The following is a 21,525-nucleotide window of genomic DNA, read 5'->3' as shown; positions in this document are numbered from 1 at the left end:
AATATACCATTAGAGTAATACATGAATTCAGTAAATCAAGCCGATAAACAAACTCCAAAAGGGAATGGCTTTGCACTTTTACCATTAATCAGTTTCTTATTCGTATACCTGTGTACGTCCATTGTTACAGGGGACTTTTATAAGATGCCTGTGAGCGTTGCCTTTTTGATCTCTTTAGGGATTGCCCTTTTTCAAAATAAAAGCAGATCTCTACATGACAAATTAGAATCATTTTGTAAAGGAGCTGGAAATAGTGACATCATGCTGATGAGTTTAATTTTCATTTTGGCAGGAGCTTTTGCTACAGTTGCCAAAGAAATGGGAGCTGTAGACTCAGTAGTTAACTTCAGTTTGGCTTTCATGCCTTCAAATATGCTTTTAGCAGGCGTGTTCTTGATCGCATGTTTCATCTCGATATCTATCGGAACGTCTGTCGGTACTATTGCGGCACTAACCCCTATGGCTGTAGGAATTGCAGAAAGTACAGGCTTTCATATAGGTTTATCATTGAGTGCCGTTGTCAGTGGAGCAATGTTTGGAGACAATCTTTCCATGATTTCTGACACAACTATTGCCGCTACGAGATCGCAAGGTTGTACAATGCGAGATAAATTCAGAACAAATTTCAGAATTGTATTCCCTGCCGCACTAATCACAATTTTCATTTACATCTATCTTACTTCTTCAGCAGAAAATACGTTTAGTATTCAGAATGGAGAATATAGCCTTGTAAAAATCTTTCCTTACTTATTTGTACTTGTCGCAGCAATTTTAGGTATAAATGTAACCGTAGTACTTACACTCGGTACTCTGATTGCTGGAGGAATTGGTATTTATTCAGGAGATTTTGACACTTGGGGTTTTGTTCATAACATTTCCACAGGAATTCAAGGAATGTCAGAACTTGTCATCATCTGTATTTTAGTTGGAGGTACTTTTGAACTCATTAGATACAATGGCGGTATACAGTTTATTTTAAATAAGATTGAGAAAAATATTTCTGGACAAAAAGGTGGACAAATCGGCATAGCACTTTTAGTCTTCTTGACAAATCTTTGTACAGCTAATAATACCATTGCAATTGTTATAAGTGGGCCTATTGCAAAAAATATTGCAGACAAATACGGAATTTCAGGTAGAAAATCAGCAAGTTTATTAGATACCTTCTCTTGTTTTACACAAGGAATTATTCCTTATGGTGCGCAACTTCTTACAGCTGTCGGGATTGCAGGAGTCAGCTTGGTTAGTCCTATCGAAGTGATGCAATATTTATTTTACCCGATTTTGATGGGAATTTCTGCTGTAATTGCCATTTTTTTCTTCAAAAACTAAATAAGAAATAACTTCTTCCATTTTCTATGAAGGCTTTTGAAAGCTTTAATGTTTTTCTATTTAGACGAAGACATAAGATTCAAGGATTTAGCTATCTTTGCGAGTTGTCATTATTAAGATGTAAAGATTAATGAGCGGACTGAAATTTGAATTAAAGAAAAAAGACCCTCAGTCGAAAGCCCGTTTAGGGGAAATCACGACAGGTCACGGAAAGATACAAACTCCTATATTTATGCCTGTTGGTACAGCAGGAACTGTAAAATCGGTGCATACAAGGGAGATTAAAGAGGATATCAACGCTGAAATTATATTAGGAAATACTTATCACCTTTACCTTCGTCCAAAGTTAGAGATTTTGGAGAAAGCAGGTGGTTTACACAAATTCAATGGTTGGGATAGACCTATCTTAACTGATTCAGGTGGATACCAAGTATTTTCTTTGGGTGATATGCGTAAGATTACAGAAGAAGGCGTATTGTTCCGTTCGCACATTGACGGTTCAAAACACCTTTTCACTCCTGAAAATGTAATGGATACGCAACGTACCATTGGTGCCGATATCATTATGGCATTTGATGAATGTACACCATATCCATGTGATTATGCTTATGCTAAAAATTCGATGGAGCGTACACACCGTTGGTTACAAAGATGTGTAGATCGCTTTGACAGTACGGACCCAAAATACGGATATCACCAGTCTCTTTTCCCGATTGTACAAGGAAGTACATTCAAGGATTTGAGAATTAAATCTGCGGAAACAATTGCAAGTTTTGGTAGAGAAGGTAATGCTATTGGTGGTCTTTCAGTTGGAGAACCAGCTGAAGATATGTACGAAATGACTGACTTAGTTACGGACATTCTTCCAGAAGACAAGCCACGTTACTTGATGGGTGTAGGTACTCCTGCAAACATTTTGGAAGGTATTGCCTTAGGAGTAGATATGTTTGACTGCGTAATGCCTACTAGAAATGCAAGAAATGGTATGCTATTCACTACTCAAGGAGTAATCAATATCAAGAACTTGAAATGGGCAGATGACTTCTCTCCTATTGATGAAGAACTTGGCGGCTATGTAAGTACATTCTACTCAAAAGCATACCTAAGACATTTGATTCATGCAAAAGAAATCTTAGCGGCTCAAATTGCAAGTATCCATAACCTTACATTCTATTTATGGTTGGTTAGAGAGGCTCGCAAACACATTGAAGCAGGAGACTTCAGAGAGTGGAAAGACGTAATGGTCAAAAAATTAATGACTAGACTTTAGTCTTCAAATATAAAATGCGGTTCCTATACAGAACCGCATTTTTTATTTAAACTTAAGCAGCGTCATCTTTATGATGGTGATAAATTGTATTTTCATGTACTTCCCAACGGCATTCCATACCTTTCGGAATCACTACATAGTCATTCTTCTCAATTTCAACTTGCCCATGTTCTGAGCTAATTCGTGCACTTCCCTTTAAAATGTAAAATGATTCTGCATGTTCTGAGAAATGAGAAAACTCAGACTTTTCCATACTCTCTTGTTCCCAATTCGAAACCCCTTTTGCATTTCTTTCGTTTGTTGAAATTTTTCTTACTTCTATATTCATACTTACTGTTTTTGGTTGAGAATAATAGTTAAATCAGTTTTTAGTATATATCTGCCATAACAAAAAAGCCTGACCTTTTGGTCAAGCTTTTCAGATACTTACTTATTTTTTTTCGGAAAATGGAAATACAAATCGATCACTAACAATAAAAGTAACAAGACCTTTATCACTCCAAAATAGGGAATTTCATACCCCATTAGATCAAGTGAAAGAATAGCCAAGCAACAGCTTATAATGACTAAATGCCCCCTTTTTATCGTCCCTTTTGTTAATTCCATTTTTTGTTTGCAATACAATTCTTACTACCTATATAACGCAAAAACTGGAATACAAATGCCCAAAACACAGAGACACAGATTATTTCATCAGCTCTTTATCTTTTTTGATAAAGATAAAGTCTCCACCTTCATCTCCTGCACCTTTTATTTCACCGTATTGGGGTACATTTTCACTGTTATTCATTACAGCTCTTCTAAATGATGAAAATAGCTCCTCCGAAGAAACATATTTTTCTTCATTCTCAAGAAGTCTTTTTTTCAAGAAGTGGACAAATACACTCTCATCTGGAACCTCCTTCAAAGTACCGCTAGTCATAGCCTTCCGACTTGGCAAATCATACAATCGCTTAATATCTGGTCGGTCTTCACTGAAAGCTTTACGAGTCTGGAAAATACCACCACTAAAACAAGCATCTGCAATTAGTAATGTATGTTTAGAAGGAATTGAGGAGATATAATCTTTCAATCGACTATTCCCTAACCAATTTGCAGTACTATTTCTTTTTGCATCTGAAGGAAGCCAAAAACCAAGTTTACTACTATCATCCCAATAGCCATGACCTGCAAAGAATATCAGTAAGTTATCTTCTGCTGTCATTTTAGCTCTTAGCAAGTCAAAAGACTCAACGATAGATGAACGACTTGGATTTTTTAGAATTTGAACATTTTCTCCTTCAAACTCATAATTTTCAATCAATATTTTATTCAAGTCAGTTACATCATTAATTGGATTTGTTAGTGAATTAATCTCAGGATCTCCATAATCCTGTACACCAATTAACAACGCATAGTATTTACCATCAGATTTATTTATATCAAGTTCTAAATCCTTTGCCACATGAGTTGGCGTTACTCCAAAACCCTTTGAATCTTTATTTTCTGGTTTATAAGTTTCAGCCTCAAGAATACCTTCAAGACGCTCTCTATCTTGGTAAATAGAAGGTTTACTTGGTGTTGCAGGAGGAGTTGTTGGAGTCTGAGGTGTATTCTGAGCTACAAACTCTACTTTTTCCTCTTTAGGAGCTTTTTCCTTTTTCTCAGGTTCTTTCAGATAAATTGGCAATTCAATTTTTCTACGGTCAGGTTTATATATTGCTCCAGTTGCAAAGTCAATTAAAATACCAACACCACCAGTAGTTAAGGCATCTAATATTAAGAAATTAATAGAAGGTCGTCTCTTCATATCGTAAACCGAGCTCTGAAAACCATCTTTTCGAACCTCAATATGATGATTAGTATTTCTTCTCGGAACACGAACTTTAAGAGGCGTATATCCTTTGAAATCTCCATCAATATAAACTTCTGCACCTCTATGTCTATGTCCAAAATAGGTGGACTTTATCTTTATCTTTTTGGTAGAATTCCTACCCTTCATGATAGTTGCACAACTTGAGATTGATATGGATAGAGAGAGTAGTATTAATAGTTTAGAAAAAAATTTCATGAATTTTGAATTAAATAGTTCACTTACAAATGACAATTAAAATAGGGAAACTGTCAATAGAATTTCAACTAAAATGACAAGTCTTTAAAAACACTGAATCTTGAATTGAGTACATCTTTACTAAAGATGCAAAAAAAGGTAAGCGAGTCACTTACCTTACATTTAGATTATCTAGAAAACTTTAAATATCACAATGGCTTCTAATACGAAGAAAATATCTTTTCAAAATCACCTGTTACTTGTGGTGTTTGCCAACGATTATACAATCGTCTAGCTCTGTAGGAAACTTCTTCTTGTATATAATTTTCTAATTCACTTAAAGACACCTGACGGTCTTGATTCGAATCAGCCTCTCCTTGAATTCCTTTTAAAAAGTAATAGGTAAACATAGAATGTCCTTTTTCTGGATACCAAGATGAAACCTGGGTGTTAGATGAAGAAGTAAATACCATAGCATTTTCATCATGAAAAATCTTATTCCCCGATCGGATAAAAACTGGTGAGGCCTCAACCACTAGCGGACCAGCAGAAGAAACTCCACTAAAACAGGCATCCAAAACGACAGTTAAGTTTCTATAAGGCAACTTCGAAAGGTTATCGAACATCACATCTTGAGAATATCCTCCAAATTTCACGAGAGTAGGATCACAGTCTACAGGAATAAAGTACCCTGACTTTGTTTCTATATCTGGAGCACCATGACCACTGTAAAATACAAATACATCGGACTTATTTGGCTTGATATAATTAAATAACTTTCCTTGATGATCTTCCTTGCTTCCAAAAACAGCATTGAACTGAGCTTGCGTAGCATTTTCAAGATAAATAATATTCCCCTCACTAAAGCCTAATGTATTTGTTAGATATTTCTTTACGGTTTGGGCATCTTTTAAAGCGAAATCAACACTTGGAATATCTGTATTTTTATAATCCTTATTTCCAATAACTACAGCTATAGCATCTTGATTTAGTTTACCGACTTTAGGAATGTTTAAATCGACATCTGAAAGCGGTATATTTTTCATTTCTACCACGGGTGATGAAGTACTTAGATTTTCAGTTTCAATTGTTGCTACTAGGTTTTTCTGTTTTTCAGGAATATCTATTTCATCTTCTTTCTTCTTCTCGAGCATTGCTACTCGAATATATTTATGATCTGGAGTGTAAATGGCTCCTGTTGCAAAATCTAAGGGAATGCCTACTCCATAGGTAACTAGATTAAACAATAAATACGAAAGTTGTGGTTTTCTTTTCAAGAAGTATTTGACGGGGTAGTATCCTTCCCTTTTGAACAAAAGTTCATGTTCTTCTCTCTGACTTACTCTTGCCTTTAAAGGAGTTTCTCCGACATAAATCCCATCTATATAAACTTTTGCTGGAGCTGGGTCTGATGAGATCGTTATACGTTTTGTGGCATATCTTCCTTTGAAGACTGTAGCACAACTAGATACACACACACTTAGGGTTAATAAAAGTGCTAATTGAGCGAATAGCTTCATGTAGTGATGATTGGATTAATAATGGTTCTCTCAGTTCTAGACAGCTATATAAAGAAGAAAGACAAAACTTCCTCTTTATATAGCTGACTTCCACCAATACTTCTCCAAAAACTACTATTTCAACATAAAACAAAAAAAGGCAAACCACATTTTGGCTTGCCTTCTTGATTTATATTTTCTTGATGAAATTAACGATCAAATTTCAATCTTTTCCCTTTTACAGATTCATCAAATTCACCATCGGCATAAGCTAGGTGACCTGAAACAATAGTATGTGATACTTTACCACTAAATGTTGTTCCTTCAAATGGAGACCAACCACACTGGTACAAGATATTATCTTTTGCAACTGTTTGGCTCGCATTCGGATCAAACAACACTAAATCTGCCCAATATCCTTCACGAATATATCCTCTTTTCTCAACTTCAAAAAGAATAGCAGGGTTATGAGACATCTTCTCAACCATTTTCTCCAATGAGATTTTGCCTTGCTTGTAGAATTCAAACATTACTTGAAGGCTGTGTTGAACCAAAGGACCTCCTGAAGGAGCTTTAGTATATACATTATCCTTTTCTTCTAAAGTGTGAGGCGCATGATCAGTTGCAATCACATCAATTCTATCGTCGATAACAGCTTCTAGAATTGCTTTTCCATCTTCAGCAGTTTTTACTGCAGGATTCCATTTGATTAGTGTACCTTTTGTTTCGTAGTCCTTATCATTAAACCACATATGGTGTACACAAGCTTCAGAAGTAATCTTCTTTTCTGACAATGGAATATTATTATCAAAAAGCTCTAGTTCTTTCGCTGTAGAGATATGCAGAATATGCAAACGAGCACCATGTTTCTTCGCTAAAGCCACAGCTTTTGAAGAAGATGAATAACATGCTTCTTCTGAACGAATTTTTGGATGATATTTGATTGGAATATCTTCTCCAAACTCTTCTACATACTTGTCTTGATTCTCTTTAATCATTGGATCATCCTCACAGTGAGATGCAATAATCATCTTACATTTAGAGAATAATTCACTCAAAGTTTTTTCATTATCTACCAGCATATTACCAGTAGATGACCCCATGAATACTTTTACTCCACAAACATTTTCTTTGTCTACTTTCAACACCTCATCGATATTGTCATTTGTAGCACCAAAGAAGAAAGAATAGTTTGCCAAAGAAGTATTGGCTGCAATTGTAAATTTCTCTTCTAGTTTTTCAATAGTAGTTGTTGGAGGCTTTGTATTAGGCATCTCCATAAACGAAGTTACACCACCTGCTACAGCTGCTTTTGCCTCTGATGCAATGTGTGCTTTGTGAGTTAGTCCTGGCTCTCTGAAGTGTACTTGATCATCAATTACTCCTGGTAAAAGGTACTTCCCAGTACCATCAATTGTTTGCTCTACATTTTCTGGAGAAAGATCTTGCCCTATTTGATTGATGAAGCCATCTACCACAAAAACGTCTTTCACTTCAATCGTTCCTTCGTTCACGACGCTTGCGTTCTTTATCAGAATAGATTTCATTTGATACACTTTAAGTTCAACTAGAATTTTTGCGAAGATACACCCAGAAGAAAGAAATAGAAACCTTCTTTTATAAAAAATGTAAACTAATAAATTCAATTATTATCATCTCTGTTATTTTCTTTCTGAAAATAAAAAAGCTCATTAAGACTGATTCTTAACGAGCTTTTTAGGAAACAGAGATGAAGTGATTATTGCATTGTAGTAATAACCAATCTTTTTTCTGCTTTAAATACTTTCTTTTTAACTCCAAAACCTCTGGACTTCACAACAATAGTTTCCAAGTCGTCAGTAATAAAGTTATAACCATACTCTTCACGAGTAGCCAAAGGTTCAAAAGGTTTTTCTTGAGCATTTACTTGAAGCATTTCTACCCCAAATGGTTCTTGACACTCAAATTCATATGGCAGTTCATATACTTCTCCAGCATTAGCTGAGTTGATATATTCATCGAAGAAATGAACACGTTGTCCATCAGCCAAGTGATAAACCACACGAATATGGCAAGGTACATTTACTTTTACATAAAGCTTCATCATCTCGCCGTTTGAGAAAATCAAATCATCTTTACCTCTATTCGTCCAAGTATCTAGCTGAATACCATTTGCTGCAAACTCAGAATTCTTAAAGGCCTCCATCTCTTTCTGCTTCTGCTTGAAGTCAGTAGGAGTGTATTGCAATCCTGCAGATTCAATTACAGATTTAGGTATAGACTTTGAGATTGAACAGATTTTTTCCCCACTTCGTATTTCTTGGATAAATACATTGAATTTAACTTCATTTTCTTTTACCCAATACGTACCACGAAGTGCATATTTGTAATCTGAATTATTGATTTGCTGAGTGTAATTTGTAAACTGTACAAAAGACCATTGAGCAACTGAAATCAGTTCTTCCTCCAATTCAGTTTTGAAAAACTTAGAAAACTTACTAGACATTTCTGAGTCTTGGTAAGTGAGAGGCGAAATAACTACATTATTCAAAACTTGGTCTTTGTACTGACCTTTTAAACAGTAGGCTAGATAATGAGCAAGCTGATCAGTATTCAGAATCGGCTTGTTAATCACATCATCAAGTGCTTTTTGTAGCTTCAGTTGAGAAATATATTTTTTTTCAGCAGGAGGCGTTCCCAAACCATAAAGGATACCTTCCATTTCCAAAATATCTGAAAGCATATTCGAGGCATGAAGAAAAGCATCTTCAGCTCTTTCTCTTTGCTCACCGTCAGCATAATTCAGACCTTCTTGATAAAGATTCTTCTGTTCTACCTGAGCCTCTTCAAATTTGGTCTGATAATATTCGATTACTTTCGATTTATTGGCATAAACGAAAGCGTATTGGATTTTCTTTCTTTTATCATAGAAAAAGGCTTGCTTCATGCCTTGTACTTCTATCGTAGATTTTGAGTTTACGTAACTATCTACAGACTCTGAGAAATCCATATCATTTGACTGAGAATGTATAACCGTGTTTGATTGTACTTTTACGTTCACCTTTTCAGTCATGGAGGTTTTTGCATACTGCAATGCTGCCTCTTTTACTTGTTCAGGATCTTCTCCTTTTGAGTTTACACTCATCCCGAAACCTGTCAAGAAACGACTCTCAGGATATTCAATACTCTCTCCTTTATTAATTACCCAATCAGGTGTAATTTGAGCAGAAGCAATGCTCGTAATACAATAAGAAAGGATTAAGAATATAAAAAATCGATTCATCTTCATCACATCTGATTTTGATGGCACTTAAAAATATGAAAATTGCCCCAAAGCCCAATTCTCACTTTGGCCTTGGAGCAATTATATAGACTAAAGCAAATTTTATTGCTCAGAAACTTCTTTGTCGAAGATCGCACGGAACTTCTCTCTATCCATTTCTACGTTCTTCTCCATTTCTTTAGAAACTTTGTCGAACATTTGGTTACGATCCAACTCTACACATACATAGTATGTATACATGATTACTTTCTTTTTTGTCTTTGGATCTCTCTCTTTGTCGATTCTTACTTCTTCGTCAGAAACGTAAGCACCACTGATACTTTGATCAACAACTTCTCTTGTGAAGCTTTCTGAGATCAAGTTTAAGCTCTCACCAGCATCTGTTACTACTGATTTTTCATAGTCCTCTGAAACTCTTTTGATTTCAGCTCCCATGATTGCAGCAATCTCTGCTTTTGCTTTTCTAATAGCGTTTTTCTTAGCGAATTCTTGGTTTTTAGACTTGTGAGAAGAAACAGCTCTGTAAAAATCTTTGTTTGTACGGTGTTTGTTATTGCTCAATGGAGTATCCATTTTCTTACCACCTCTAGCTTTTTTTCTTGACTGAGCAAATGAGTCTGAAGGCGCTGACAAAGTAGCCATAATGAAGGCAACAGCAAATAAAAGTAATTTTGAAATTCTCATGATAAAAAATATTCAGTTATTTAAATTAATTGTTATTCTATTTTACAACACTCTGCCTAAACAGAGGATAATCAAATTCTAAGTTTTCAGCTCTTGTAGTCGGGTTTTGCTTCCCTCCTGTTAGCTCTTTCACTCTATTAAAAACATAATGACGAAGCTCTGACATACTAATTGCTCCATCCTTATTTGTATCACCCTTCAAATTGGTGAAACATTCTTTCAAAGAATAAGTGAAGACACCATTTGAGATATCGCCTCTCTCCAATGCGTACTCTGAACCTCCTGCTGCTCCTATGACTACAGCTCCTATTCCTTTATTCAAATCTGGGAATAGCTCTTGCATCAATTGGAAACTTGTTTTTCCTAAAAGAGACTGGTCTCCAAGATTCATATTCAATCTTTTCATACCAAAACCTCTTGAAGCTATCATTCCAGAAAGATCATCAGCATCTGGTATTAATTCAGACAAATCAACATCGAGACTTGCCATTTCATCTTCATCAACTTCTCCAGAATGACACGCATCTATCATCATAAGACGCTTACGAGCAGGAATTTTATCTAAAATATTTTCAAAATCTTCGTAACCTAGACCTTTTTCTTTCATTCGATTAAGGTCAAAAGTGATATCATGTGTACCTAAAAAGTAGTCGTAATTACTATCAAGAACTCCATGTCCTGCAAAAAATACAACCACTTGATCATCCACTTTAGAATTCATCAATTGCTCATGTACTTTTAGCATATTTTCTTTTGTACACGCTTCATTGAAAAAAGTAAGTCGATGAACTTGTCCAAATTCATTCTCTTGACTCAAAAATAGATCTGCAATATCTTGTGCATCTTTTGCTGCATAATTCAAGTTCATTGCAGAGTCCTTATACTCTGAAACACCAAAACTTACTACGTACAAATCTGGTTTAAGGTTTGGCTTTTTATACGCTGTGAAGATTGTTTTCTTGAATGATTCTGCACCTTTCTGATTCAATACTGAAATCTGAATTTTATTTTTCCCATCAGATAATGGTATTTGAACTAACTTTTCAACCTCCTTGATATTCTCAGCTCGAACTGATATACCATCTCGCCCTTGGAGTGGTACATCGTTTACCCAAATATTAATTCGATCTAAATTATACTTTTCATCCTTTGCTGATATTTTCAAAGAAATTGATTCAGTCGTAGATAACGCCTCAATGTCTTTCAAATTTGTGATTTCTACAGAAGGAACATGATAATCATTACTTAACATTTCTTCTGTAAAGCCCATCTTATCAAGTCTTTTCAAATAGGCATTTTTAAAAGCTTCAATCACTCTTCCATCAGCCATTCCAAGACGTTTCGCTACTAAATCTGGTCTGTTTAGTCTTAGGTCAAATTGCTCGAATAAAAAGATTTTATCATTTACGGTAAAATGTACCGATTTCACACCATCTCTTGAACACGTATAATAATTGTCTGGAGTAGAGATGATATAATCATCACCATTATTAAAAGTGATAATATTAGCCAGTTCAAGTCCTTTTTGAGTATCCCAAACTTTAATCTGACGATCTTCAGCTGCACTAAATAACTTTTGATCATTATCTCCAAAGACAATAGAAGTAACTCCTGATGTATGCCCTTCCAGTTTAAACTTCTGAGACAATGTATTTTTATCCCAAAGGATTATAGTGTTATCATAACTAGCTGTCGCAAAAAGATTTCCTTTTTTATTGAAGCTAACTTGATTAATAGCTTTAGAATGACCGCTTAATTTTTTAAGAAATGTTTTTGTTTTCCAATCCCAAACAACTAGCTCAACAGAGTTACTTACTTTTACATTTCCTTGATTTCCACTTACCGATATTAAGTATTGAGCTTGTGGGTCAATAACAAGCGAGTTTATTTCAAATTGATGTTGTTGCTCCAACTCTACCTGTTTTTCACCTTTTTCTAAATCCCAAACAATAACTTTCTTATCAGCTCCAGCACTGACCAAAAACTTAGAATCGGGAGAAAAAGCAATGGCTTTTACCAAAGAACTATGTCCTGCTAGATTGTAAATCAATTCACCATCCTTATTCCAAACCTTTACTTTATTGTCTGTAGAACCACTTGCTAAATACGCTCTGTCTGGTGAAAATTTCGAATCTCTTAAATACCCACCTCCAGACAACTCAACTACCAACCTTTTACTCTTAGGATCTAAAACTTTTACTTTAGTTCCTTTGAGGGTATTCATTAAAAGTAAGTTCTTTCCTGCACTTGGGTAAGAAAGGTTTTCAATCGCATCGTTTCTTCTCAATTTCCCTAAATCTATTTTAGACTTAGCGGTATTTACAGCTACTAAATTCACTTTCTCTAAACCGGCAGAGGCTGTTCCAACTGTCAATGATTGAGTCTCTGGATCGAATCCTAAGGCTGTTCCAATTACGGCTGGTTTTGATTGGAATGCTGGAATAATTTGTCCGGACTTCACATCCCACAAAATTAACTGATTATCTTCTGAAACGGTCACCAAAAAATTTGCATCTGGAGAAAGCGCTACTTTATTAATTTTCTTTTTATGTCCGTTTTTAAAGCTTACAACAGGTGATTTTTCATCTCCTTCAATATTATAAAGGTAGGCTTCTTTATTTTTTGCGACGATAAAAAATGCTCCATTATCTGCTAAAGCCACAGCATTTCCACTTCCTATAAAAGACTTCAAAAGTGTCTTTTCATAAGAATCATAAAGATGTATTTCGTGACCTACAGCTACTAGTAAATTTCTATTTGAACTGTAAGCAATATCCGCTACCGACTTAGGATTCACTTCCCAAATAGGTTTCTGAACTTCAGGGTAATTATAAATTTTTAGGTTAGATTTTTTGTCTTTTGTCGAACCCGTAATTAGTAAACCTCTTACAGGAGCTATTTCCAAACTTTGAATACTTTGATAGTTAGATGCCTTTGGTGTATTGTAGAAATACTCGGCTTTCTTGTCACCTGTCAGAAAATCATAAACTCGTACAGCATTTTGCTTAAAATCACCTTCAGCAGTGATTATTTGCTCTCTAGCACCATCATAAACGATACGATGTACTTTACCTAAACAGTTCGAAATCGTACGTATTATGTTTCCTTTTTCTACATCCCAAATATGAATGAGCTTTTCTTTATAACCACTACCACTTAACAGGTATTTGTCATTATATGAAAAATAGATGGAAGAAATATCTTCCTTATGACCATATAAAGTTTTGACTTCTTTCCCACTGAGTAAATCCCATATTTTAATGGTTTTATCATCACTCACTGTCGCTATCAAATCGCCTTTGTTACTAAATGCGACATCATTGATTGCTTTAGAGTGCCCTAATTCTAATACCGTAGTTGGTTTAGACTGAGCAAAAACAGAAATAATAGGTATAAAAAGTAAAAATATACCTTGATAAATAGGCTTTAGTATTTTCATTTCCAGCATTGGATAATACAGAAAAAATCATCTCCCTAATTTTATACATAAACAGGGAGATGAATTTCATTATAGTTCTATGACAGTTGACTGTTTAAAAATGTCAAGTTTAGTTGAATTATTTTCAACATAAAAGTGAAAATAAAGAACATTTTCATCGTCAAATTTCACAAAACCTACTTGACCTTTTTGAGCCTTCTCAGCTACTCCTCCAAGAATTATATTCTGATTTTTAATTTCTTCACCAGTCGTTACAGATGCGATGCCTAGCACGGCACTAGCTTCATCATCTTTGTAATAGACTAACTTTCTTTCGTCTCCACTCCCCATAAAGAATTGGTAATCAAAATAACCATACTCATCAATTAGCTTCGCTAATTTGAGTCCTTGATAACCGTAATAATAAGACTGAATTGATGTCTTTGGCTTTTTAATCAATCTTACTTCAAGAAGATTTCCTTGATCATCATAATCAAAAACCAATAGGTCTTTCACTTTAATAGTTCTAGGAGCCTCATCTTCCATTACAGGATAACCTATGACTTTCGCATTCGGATTAATCGATAATAATTGAGCAGTAGTATTTACAAGACTTCCAACATCTTCCAACAAATCTACACCTGTTACAGCTCCTGCAACTTCAGCTAGGCTACCTAAAAACGCTGCAGTTCTCTTTGCTCCTTCAGTAAAGAATGTTTCAGCAATTACTTGATATCCGCCATCCTCTTTTACTGTAATATCATGGAAGAAAGGTTTGATTTTAGCAATTTGAAACGATTTAGCTTGTTTCATTTGCTTTTGAATATCTTTTGCCCAAGAATCTTTATTGATCACAATTGGAGAACCCGTTGGATCAAGCTTCATTAAGAATACACCATCTGAAGCCATTTTACGTATCTTCGTTCCAGAATAATAATCCCCCGACAGAACAATGTTCTCTTCTGTATCTATATGAATTTTACTTGGGAATAACGTTGTATTTTCGTTCACAAGAGGAAACTTAAATAGCACCTCACCCGATTCACTGTCTAAACTATATAGCTTAGGATCAGCAACTCTTGAATTAACTGTCTTTTTTGAGAAGTTGATAAAAAAGATACGGTCGTAGAAAACCTCCACTGATAAAGCTTCATTATACTTGAAGCCATTTTCAATTTCTACTTTGAATGGATTTTCCCACTTTGGCTCTAAATCATTACCAATTTTGACTACTTCAAAAGTCCTGTGGTCAACAGTATTTTCAAAAACAGCTACAAATGACTGATCATAACTTGAAGCAACTAGTTTAACATGATTCCAGCCTTCAACTAGTTTAGATGTAGAATTTCTTTTGTAATCCAACCTAATAGGTTTAACTCCTAAAAGTTCCCCTTCTAAATCATAAGAAAGTAAAACTTTAGTTTGGTTAGTAGAAACCATTAGCGCAAATGCCTCACCATTAAAAACAATTTGATCTAATTGGTAATCTGCATTAAAATTGGCTCTAGTTTGTGTGAAATCTACTCCTTTTGAAAGGTCTACACTAAACTCTTTGATTTCTTCACCTTCATTACTTAGGCGAACAATTGTCAGTAAATTACCAGACTTTGCCGTATAAAAAACCTCACTAACCTGCCCCTCTTCGTCTTGAATAGCTTGCATTTGTTGCACTTTGGTTGTAACTAAGCCTTCTTTCGAGTGAAACACTTCTTGCGCGTAGCTAAGAATGCTCATACTCAAAAGTATCAGTATCAGAGATAAAGATCTTATCATATCTTTTAGTTTATATAAAAAGTATAATTGGTTTTATTTTATTCTTTTATTTAAAAAATCGACAGTTATTCAGTCGAAAAATAAAAAAATAGCCACTAGGAATATAAAAATTCCTAGTGGCAAAATTACAAAAACAATTTACAAGTATTATAAAAGAGCATTCATTTTAGTATAGAATCCATTTTAATAAAGGAATAATCCTAATTCAAATTTAGTATCGTACTCTTTCTAGGTTATTCTTTTTCTTTCTTAAAAATCCCCTTATAATCTTGTTTACATCCTTATTATCTTGAAAAGGTTTTACTTGAGAAATCAACTCTTCCACACTTGACCTGAAAGATGTGTCTGCAAACCCAAATCCTTTATATACCCCTTTCTCAATTTGAATTACAGCTAACTCTCCATCACTTCTACCTTTATCTAGAAGAAGCATATTATCTATACCATAACTGAAGTAACGCATTGCTTTCTCAGCTCTTTTGTTATAGACCTCAACAGGTTCATTCTGAATACAAGCTCCATTACAATTTTTGAGGTGATATGAAAAACAGGCCGAATCAGTTTTTTGGAACCCACAAAGCTTTTGGCAAAGCTTATACCTTTCCATCATTCTTTCTAAAATACGCTCAGCTTCTTTCTTAGAGAATGTCGTAGTGACAGGGTCTGCACTATTTTCATTAAGTGCTTCTATATAAAATGTCACGTAGCCATGCTCATCCATATCTTGGAAAATGCCAAAGAACATTTTAGTTCTTCTTTGAGCTACATTATATATAGGTTTATGTTTTTTTATCTCGGCAGATTCATAAAGCAGCGCAACTAGCTCACTACCTGTAAGCTCAAAACTTATATTTGATACTTCTCTAGCTTTTTTAATCGCTCGATTAGTCGTCCTATCAGACAGGTGTTGCATTATTCTTTTACGAATATTCTTACTCTTACCAATATAGATTAATTCATTTTTCTTATTGAAGAAATAATATACTCCAGTTTCCTCTGGTAAATCATCAATAATTTCTTTAGGCAGTTGTTTATGAATACTTTTATGATATGTATCAAACGTAAGATTTTCATTTGAAACATCCATCCAATCTGGATGATCTAACATCATTTCAAGTAAATTCACAGTTGCTCTAGCATCTCCAGCAGCTCTGTGTCTACCATTTATTTCAATACCTAAATCCTTACAAAGCTTCCCTAAACTATATGACTCTTTACCTGGAATCAATATTCTAGACAATTCTACTGTGCAAAGTGAATCTCTCCTATACGTATAGCCCAAACTTTTAAATTCATGCTTCAAGAAATTATAATCAAAGTCACTGTTGTGAGCTACAATCAGACAATCTTTAGTTTTTTCTACAATTTCTTTGGCTACCTCATAAAACTTAGGAGCATCGGCCACCATTTTATTACTTATACCTGTAAGTGATGTAATGAAAGGAGGTATATCCTTTTCAGGGTTTATGAGACTATTAAACTCATCAATGATCTTTTCTCCATCATGAATATATATTGCAATTTCAGTGATTTTACCTTCACTTGTATTACCTCCTGTCGTTTCTAAATCTACTACAGCGTATTTCACCTCACAAATTTTTTCTTCTTCAATAAAACACAAAAATAGGGTAGGAAAAGCAGAATAGCCAATCCTTCTACTCAACAACAAAAATTTAAGGAACTGATTACTTTATTTTTTTCATTATGATATATGAATACTGATTATAACTCACTTCTATATTTATATATGAAAATTCAATGGAATAATATAGGTAACGTTGATTTTGAAAAACTGGATACCTACAAAAAACAATTTCATAGTGTTGTGAGATTGATTGCAATCGTTGAAAAAGGGATTACAGACTGTGATCCAAATTCAATAATGTTAACATGGCTACCTGAATTTAATGCTGTATCTACTCATAAATGTGACAGTTCTGGGCATTCATTCAAACTTGCTGTTGTTCCAGAAGACTTAACACTTTTACTCATCAGAGACAATCAGTCTATTGAAAATAGCCTAAGTCTAGACGGAGTTTCCCAAAGAGAAGCTTATGAATGGATTAAATCTGAAATTAATCTCGTTGGGATAGACAATCGCAACCTTTCAGAAGATCTGCCATTCAATGATGAATCTTTCAATATTGACCCTGATCTAGTCTATGAAATTGAAAGTAAGGATTCAGGTTTAGAACTAACTAAATATTACTCAAATGCTTTTGAGTTATTAAATCACTTCAAAAACAAAAGAGATCATACTACAGAACTTCTAATTTCGCCACTCTACCTAAACTTGGAAACCAGCTTTCCTATTCACAAAAACAGTGAATCAAATCTATCTATCGGCTTCTCTCCTGGTGATAAATTTGAAAGTGAGCCCTATTTTTATGTAAGTCGCCCATCATCTGAAGAAGTACTTAATAATAAACTACTTCCTCTAAATGGAGCGAATTGGGTTAAAGAAGAAGCTTGGTTTGGTTGTAAGTATAGTGCGAAAGTGTTCTCTAGAACTGAAAGTCAGTTAGAAATTTGTAAAGATTTCCTACATGACGGGCAAGGCTACATCAAAGCAATTTCAGCATAAATGAACTACCCTAGAAGATTTTATTACTTCTAGGGTAATTTGTATTCTTTTTTTAAGGCAAAAGCGGCTAAAATAACTTTAATGAAAACATATCTTCATATAAGTATATTGTTTTAATTTGCACTTTAAGAAGCAGTACAATCTAACCTTCTAATAATGCAAAAGTCATTTTTTCTACAATACCTCTCTTTCTCAGCTTAACCCATACTTTATTTCATTTTATTGGCTTTTTATAGAATAAAACCAAAAAAAATTGACTTTACCCATAATTAATACTTTAATTATGCATTGTTCTTTGAGAGCGTTTCAAAAAAAAATCATGTTTTTTTTATAAAAAAACAGAAGTATATTTTTCTAAAAAAAGAAAAAATACTATTTTCATATTAGTTTAAGAGTCAATAAAAAGAAAATTTATATTGCATTTTATTGCTAAAAACACTTTTAGGGTAGCTACCTTTTTAAAAACTTAACCAACGTTCCCAATTATTTACCTCTTTAACATCAACCTAAATTATGATTGACGATTACAATAAAATAATCGAATCACTGAACATTAAATTTATTCGAACAAATTCACTTAATGTAATCAAGTCGGTTCGAATCCATAACTTCTACGATGTTCAGAACACGCTATTTCTCGTCAACAAAGGGAAGATTACTCTTGCTGAAAACGACGTTGCTACTGCTGGAGATATCATTTTTATTCCTGGCGGACGCAGTACTGAAATCACCTTCGGTGCTGTTGAGGCAGAAGAAATAAACAATGAGACCTTCATTAACAAAAGAGAATTGTACTTTAGTCCAATTCAAATGGAACATGAAGATTTCATCCATTTGGACGAGGCTGACTTGACGAATTTTATTTCTGTCACTTTTGATGTAAAGGCTTTCGATTCTGTAAACTTCTTTACATCTCTTGATTTCCCTCCATTTATTATCCATCAGAGTTCTTCTCTGAAAGATACTGTTGATCAGATCTATGATGAGAATGGATCAAATAAAGCAGGGCGTTCAAGAATCATCAATAACTTGACAGAATACCTAATTATTGAAGTATTCCGCTACATTCTTGAGAGTAAAATGTTTGTTGAGCAATTAGCTACAAACAGTAACTACTTCAAAGACAGCAGACTTATTGACATCTTTAATTACATTAAAGACAATATTGCTGGAGATCTTTCAAATAAAACTCTTGCAAGTGTAGCCAATGTATCAGAAGACTACGTAGGTCAATACTTCAAAATGCTTACTGGTATCAACCCACAAGACTACATTGAATACCAACGTATGGAGAAAGCCGTAGACCTTCTTCGTACTTCTAAGAAAAGTATTCGAGCTATTGGTGCAGAAGTTGGATACAAAGACACCGCTTATTTCTGTAGAAGATTTAAAATGATGTTTGGTATCCCTGCTGGTAAAATGAGAAAGAGAGATTCTCTCATTGACATCTAAGATTTTCATCATCTTAAAAGATAAAAAAACTCCACTGTTTAACAACAATGGAGTTTTTTTTGTGATCTACTATTACTAGTTTTTAAACTTCTTTATAAACTACAACAGCACGGTTTATATTATAAATTGATAGTTTTTGATCTTTATCACTAAAGAATTCGGCATCTCTATCTAATCGATCAAACCCTCCAAAAGCCTTCTCATCTGAAGTAAATACAATCTTAAACTTTGCTTCTGAGTTTACATGGAATTTGTAATCAGGAATTGAATTCTGATAATGGAAATTAAAAACAAAGACCAATTCTCCTCTTTTGAATATTAAAGTCTTGTTATCATTATCTACGTTCAATAATTCGATACTAGAATCTGAGAGAACATTATATTCTTTCAATAACTCTATCATGCCTTGATCAAAATTATTTAGGTCTTTATAACGTAAGAAGCCTTTATCTGCCAAAGACCATTGTCTACGAGCATGCTTATAGCTCCACCCATTACCTTCTCTAGGAAAGTCAACCCATTCTGGATGTCCAAACTCATTCCCCATAAAAGTTAGGTAGGCATCTCCACCCGCACTCGCAGTCAACATTCTGATCATTTTATGTAAGGCAATACCTCTATCAATGATTGGACTTTCTGATTCATCATTCATACTCCAATACATTTCTTTATCCATCAACCAGAAAGCTAATGTTTTATCTCCTACCAACGCTTGATCATGTGATTCTGCATATGCTACTGATTTCTCATTCCAACGACGGTTAATCATTACGTTCCAGAAATCCCACATATTCCAGTCCTCATCACGTTGTTCTTCTAAGATTTTAATCCAGAAATCAGGAATACCCATCCCAAGTCTGAAGTCAAATCCTACCCCTCCTTCATCAACTGGTCTACACAAACCTGGCATACCACTTACATCTTCAGCAATCGTTAAAGCTGTAGGGCTCACCTCATGAGTCAACTCATTTGCCAATTGAATATAAGTAATAGCATCAACATCAGTACCCATACCGAAATAGTCATCATAACTATTGAAACCAGCATGTCCATGATGATGGTATAACATTGAAGTAACACCATCAAATCTAAAGCCGTCAAAATGAAACTCTTCAAGCCAATACCTCACATTTGAAAGTAAGAATCTTGATACTTCAGGCTTAGCGTAATCAAATAGTTTTGAATCCCAATCTGGATGCTCACCTTTACCTCCTGAATGGAAATATTGATATTCAGTGCCATCAAAGAAGTTTAAACCTTCATTTAGGTTTTTCACTGCGTGCGAATGAACAATATCCATAATCACAGCAATTCCTTCTTTATGAGCAGATTTTATAAGTTCCTTTAATTCTTCTGGTGTTCCGAATCTAGATGTCGGAGCAAAAAAGTTTGAAACGTGATAACCAAAAGAACCATAATAAGGATGCTCTTGAACGGCCATCAACTGAATTGTATTGTACCCAAGCTTCTTAATTCTTGGCAATACATTTTCTACAAACTCAGAATATGTCCCTACACTTTCAGTCTCTTGCGCCATACCTACATGAGCCTCATAAATAAGAGGTTGTTGATCAGTAGGTAGTGAAAACTTATCATCAGACCAATCAAATTCTTTTTCTGGATTCCAGAATTGACCAGTAAAGTTTGGTGAATCTTGCTCTTGAACTACTCTTCTGATATAAGAAGGAATACGGTCCATACCTCCCATATCAGAAACAACATGAACTTTCAGTTTACTTTCATGAGTCAATCTTTCTTGATAGCCTGCATCACTTAAGAAAATCTCCCAATTTCCATCTCCAATACTTTTCAATGGATGAGAAGTTCTATCCCAATTATTGAAGTCTCCTATTAAATATAATGCGTGTGCATTTGGAGCCCATTCACGATAGTACCAACCCTTTAGTTTTTCATCATAGTTAAAACCATAGAATTTATGCGCTGATGCAAATTCTTTTAATGAACCGTAAGAATTTTCTATTTCCTCTTTTCGAGCTTGAAAACGTTGAAAACGATTTTCAATTTCTTCAGCATGTGGCTCTAACCATGGATCATCTTTGAGAAGCCTCAAGTCACTATTTTTTGTGTTGGTTTTCATAGGGATTAATCTTAAAAAAATATATTACACACACTTTACACAAGAATAATTGAGTGTTTGAATCTTAAGTGTAAACTGGATTAGGATAAAGACATTGAATGACAGCATGCAAAATGGTTTATTT

Annotated in this window: 14 protein-coding genes; 4 read left to right on the top strand and 10 right to left on the bottom strand. The window is 34.4% G+C overall.

Features of this window, described 5'->3' with window-relative positions; all coding sequences use genetic code 11:
- Positions 1-21 precede the first annotated feature (21 nt).
- Entirely contained in the window at positions 22-1,332 is a 1,311-nt protein-coding gene (locus BC781_RS13495) for a Na+/H+ antiporter NhaC family protein (protein ID WP_109618579.1), read from the top strand.
- A 130-nt stretch (positions 1,333-1,462) separates the two neighbouring features.
- Positions 1,463-2,602, top strand: a complete 1,140-nt coding sequence (gene tgt / locus BC781_RS13490) for a tRNA guanosine(34) transglycosylase Tgt (protein ID WP_394342333.1) — start codon at positions 1,463-1,465, stop codon at positions 2,600-2,602.
- Between the two features lie 52 nt (positions 2,603-2,654).
- Here tgt and BC781_RS13485 read toward each other — a convergent pair whose 3' ends face one another.
- From BC781_RS13485 to BC781_RS13440, 9 genes are all read right to left on the bottom strand, one after another.
- Positions 2,655-2,930 carry a cupin domain-containing protein gene (locus BC781_RS13485; RefSeq protein ID WP_109618577.1) on the bottom strand — a complete coding sequence of 92 codons (276 nt, stop codon included), beginning with the start codon at positions 2,928-2,930 and terminating at the stop codon, positions 2,655-2,657.
- A 357-nt stretch (positions 2,931-3,287) separates the two neighbouring features.
- Positions 3,288-4,583, bottom strand: a complete 1,296-nt coding sequence (locus BC781_RS13480) for a caspase family protein (protein WP_158281476.1) — start codon at positions 4,581-4,583, stop codon at positions 3,288-3,290.
- Positions 4,584-4,852: 269 nt separating this feature from the next.
- A complete protein-coding gene (locus BC781_RS13475; protein ID WP_109618572.1) occupies positions 4,853-6,151 on the bottom strand; it encodes a caspase family protein in 1,299 nt (432 codons plus the stop codon).
- Positions 6,152-6,339: 188 nt separating this feature from the next.
- Positions 6,340-7,677 carry a dihydroorotase gene (locus BC781_RS13470; protein ID WP_109618570.1) on the bottom strand — a complete coding sequence of 446 codons (1,338 nt, stop codon included), beginning with the start codon at positions 7,675-7,677 and terminating at the stop codon, positions 6,340-6,342.
- A 191-nt stretch (positions 7,678-7,868) separates the two neighbouring features.
- Positions 7,869-9,392: a DUF4384 domain-containing protein gene (locus BC781_RS13465; RefSeq protein WP_158281475.1), complete on the bottom strand. Its 1,524-nt coding sequence runs from the start codon at positions 9,390-9,392 to the stop codon at positions 7,869-7,871.
- A 102-nt stretch (positions 9,393-9,494) separates the two neighbouring features.
- Positions 9,495-10,076, bottom strand: a complete 582-nt coding sequence (locus BC781_RS13460; protein WP_109618566.1) for a hypothetical protein — start codon at positions 10,074-10,076, stop codon at positions 9,495-9,497.
- Between the two features lie 37 nt (positions 10,077-10,113).
- Positions 10,114-13,515 carry a WD40 domain-containing protein gene (locus BC781_RS13455; protein ID WP_158281474.1) on the bottom strand — a complete coding sequence of 1,134 codons (3,402 nt, stop codon included), beginning with the start codon at positions 13,513-13,515 and terminating at the stop codon, positions 10,114-10,116.
- Between the two features lie 69 nt (positions 13,516-13,584).
- Positions 13,585-15,267: a DUF6770 family protein gene (locus BC781_RS13450; RefSeq protein WP_146201690.1), complete on the bottom strand. Its 1,683-nt coding sequence runs from the start codon at positions 15,265-15,267 to the stop codon at positions 13,585-13,587.
- 211 nt (positions 15,268-15,478) lie between these two features.
- The gene (locus BC781_RS13440; protein WP_158281473.1) at positions 15,479-16,930 is read right to left on the bottom strand and encodes an exonuclease domain-containing protein; all 1,452 of its coding nucleotides are present in this window, start codon (positions 16,928-16,930) and stop codon (positions 15,479-15,481) included.
- A gap of 84 nt (positions 16,931-17,014) precedes the next feature.
- Here BC781_RS13440 and BC781_RS13435 point away from each other — a divergent pair, with 84 nt between their 5' ends.
- Both BC781_RS13435 and BC781_RS13430 read left to right on the top strand, forming a co-directional pair.
- Positions 17,015-17,851: a hypothetical protein gene (locus tag BC781_RS13435; RefSeq protein ID WP_146201689.1), complete on the top strand. Its 837-nt coding sequence runs from the start codon at positions 17,015-17,017 to the stop codon at positions 17,849-17,851.
- 516 nt (positions 17,852-18,367) lie between these two features.
- Complete coding sequence (locus BC781_RS13430; protein ID WP_109619394.1) at positions 18,368-19,303, top strand: AraC family transcriptional regulator; 936 nt, start codon at positions 18,368-18,370, stop codon at positions 19,301-19,303.
- Positions 19,304-19,385: 82 nt separating this feature from the next.
- Here the strand turns inward: BC781_RS13430 and BC781_RS13425 are convergent, their stop codons facing one another.
- Positions 19,386-21,401, bottom strand: coding sequence for an alpha-amylase family glycosyl hydrolase (locus BC781_RS13425; RefSeq protein WP_109618554.1), 2,016 nt, complete (start codon positions 21,399-21,401; stop codon positions 19,386-19,388).
- Between the last annotated feature and the right edge of the window lie 124 nt (positions 21,402-21,525).

The organism is Sediminitomix flava (assembly GCF_003149185.1).
Lineage (GTDB): Bacteria > Bacteroidota > Bacteroidia > Cytophagales > Flammeovirgaceae > Sediminitomix > Sediminitomix flava.
The sequence above is the reverse complement of the archived record's forward strand: the minus strand, read 5'-3'. Positions and strand labels throughout refer to the sequence as shown.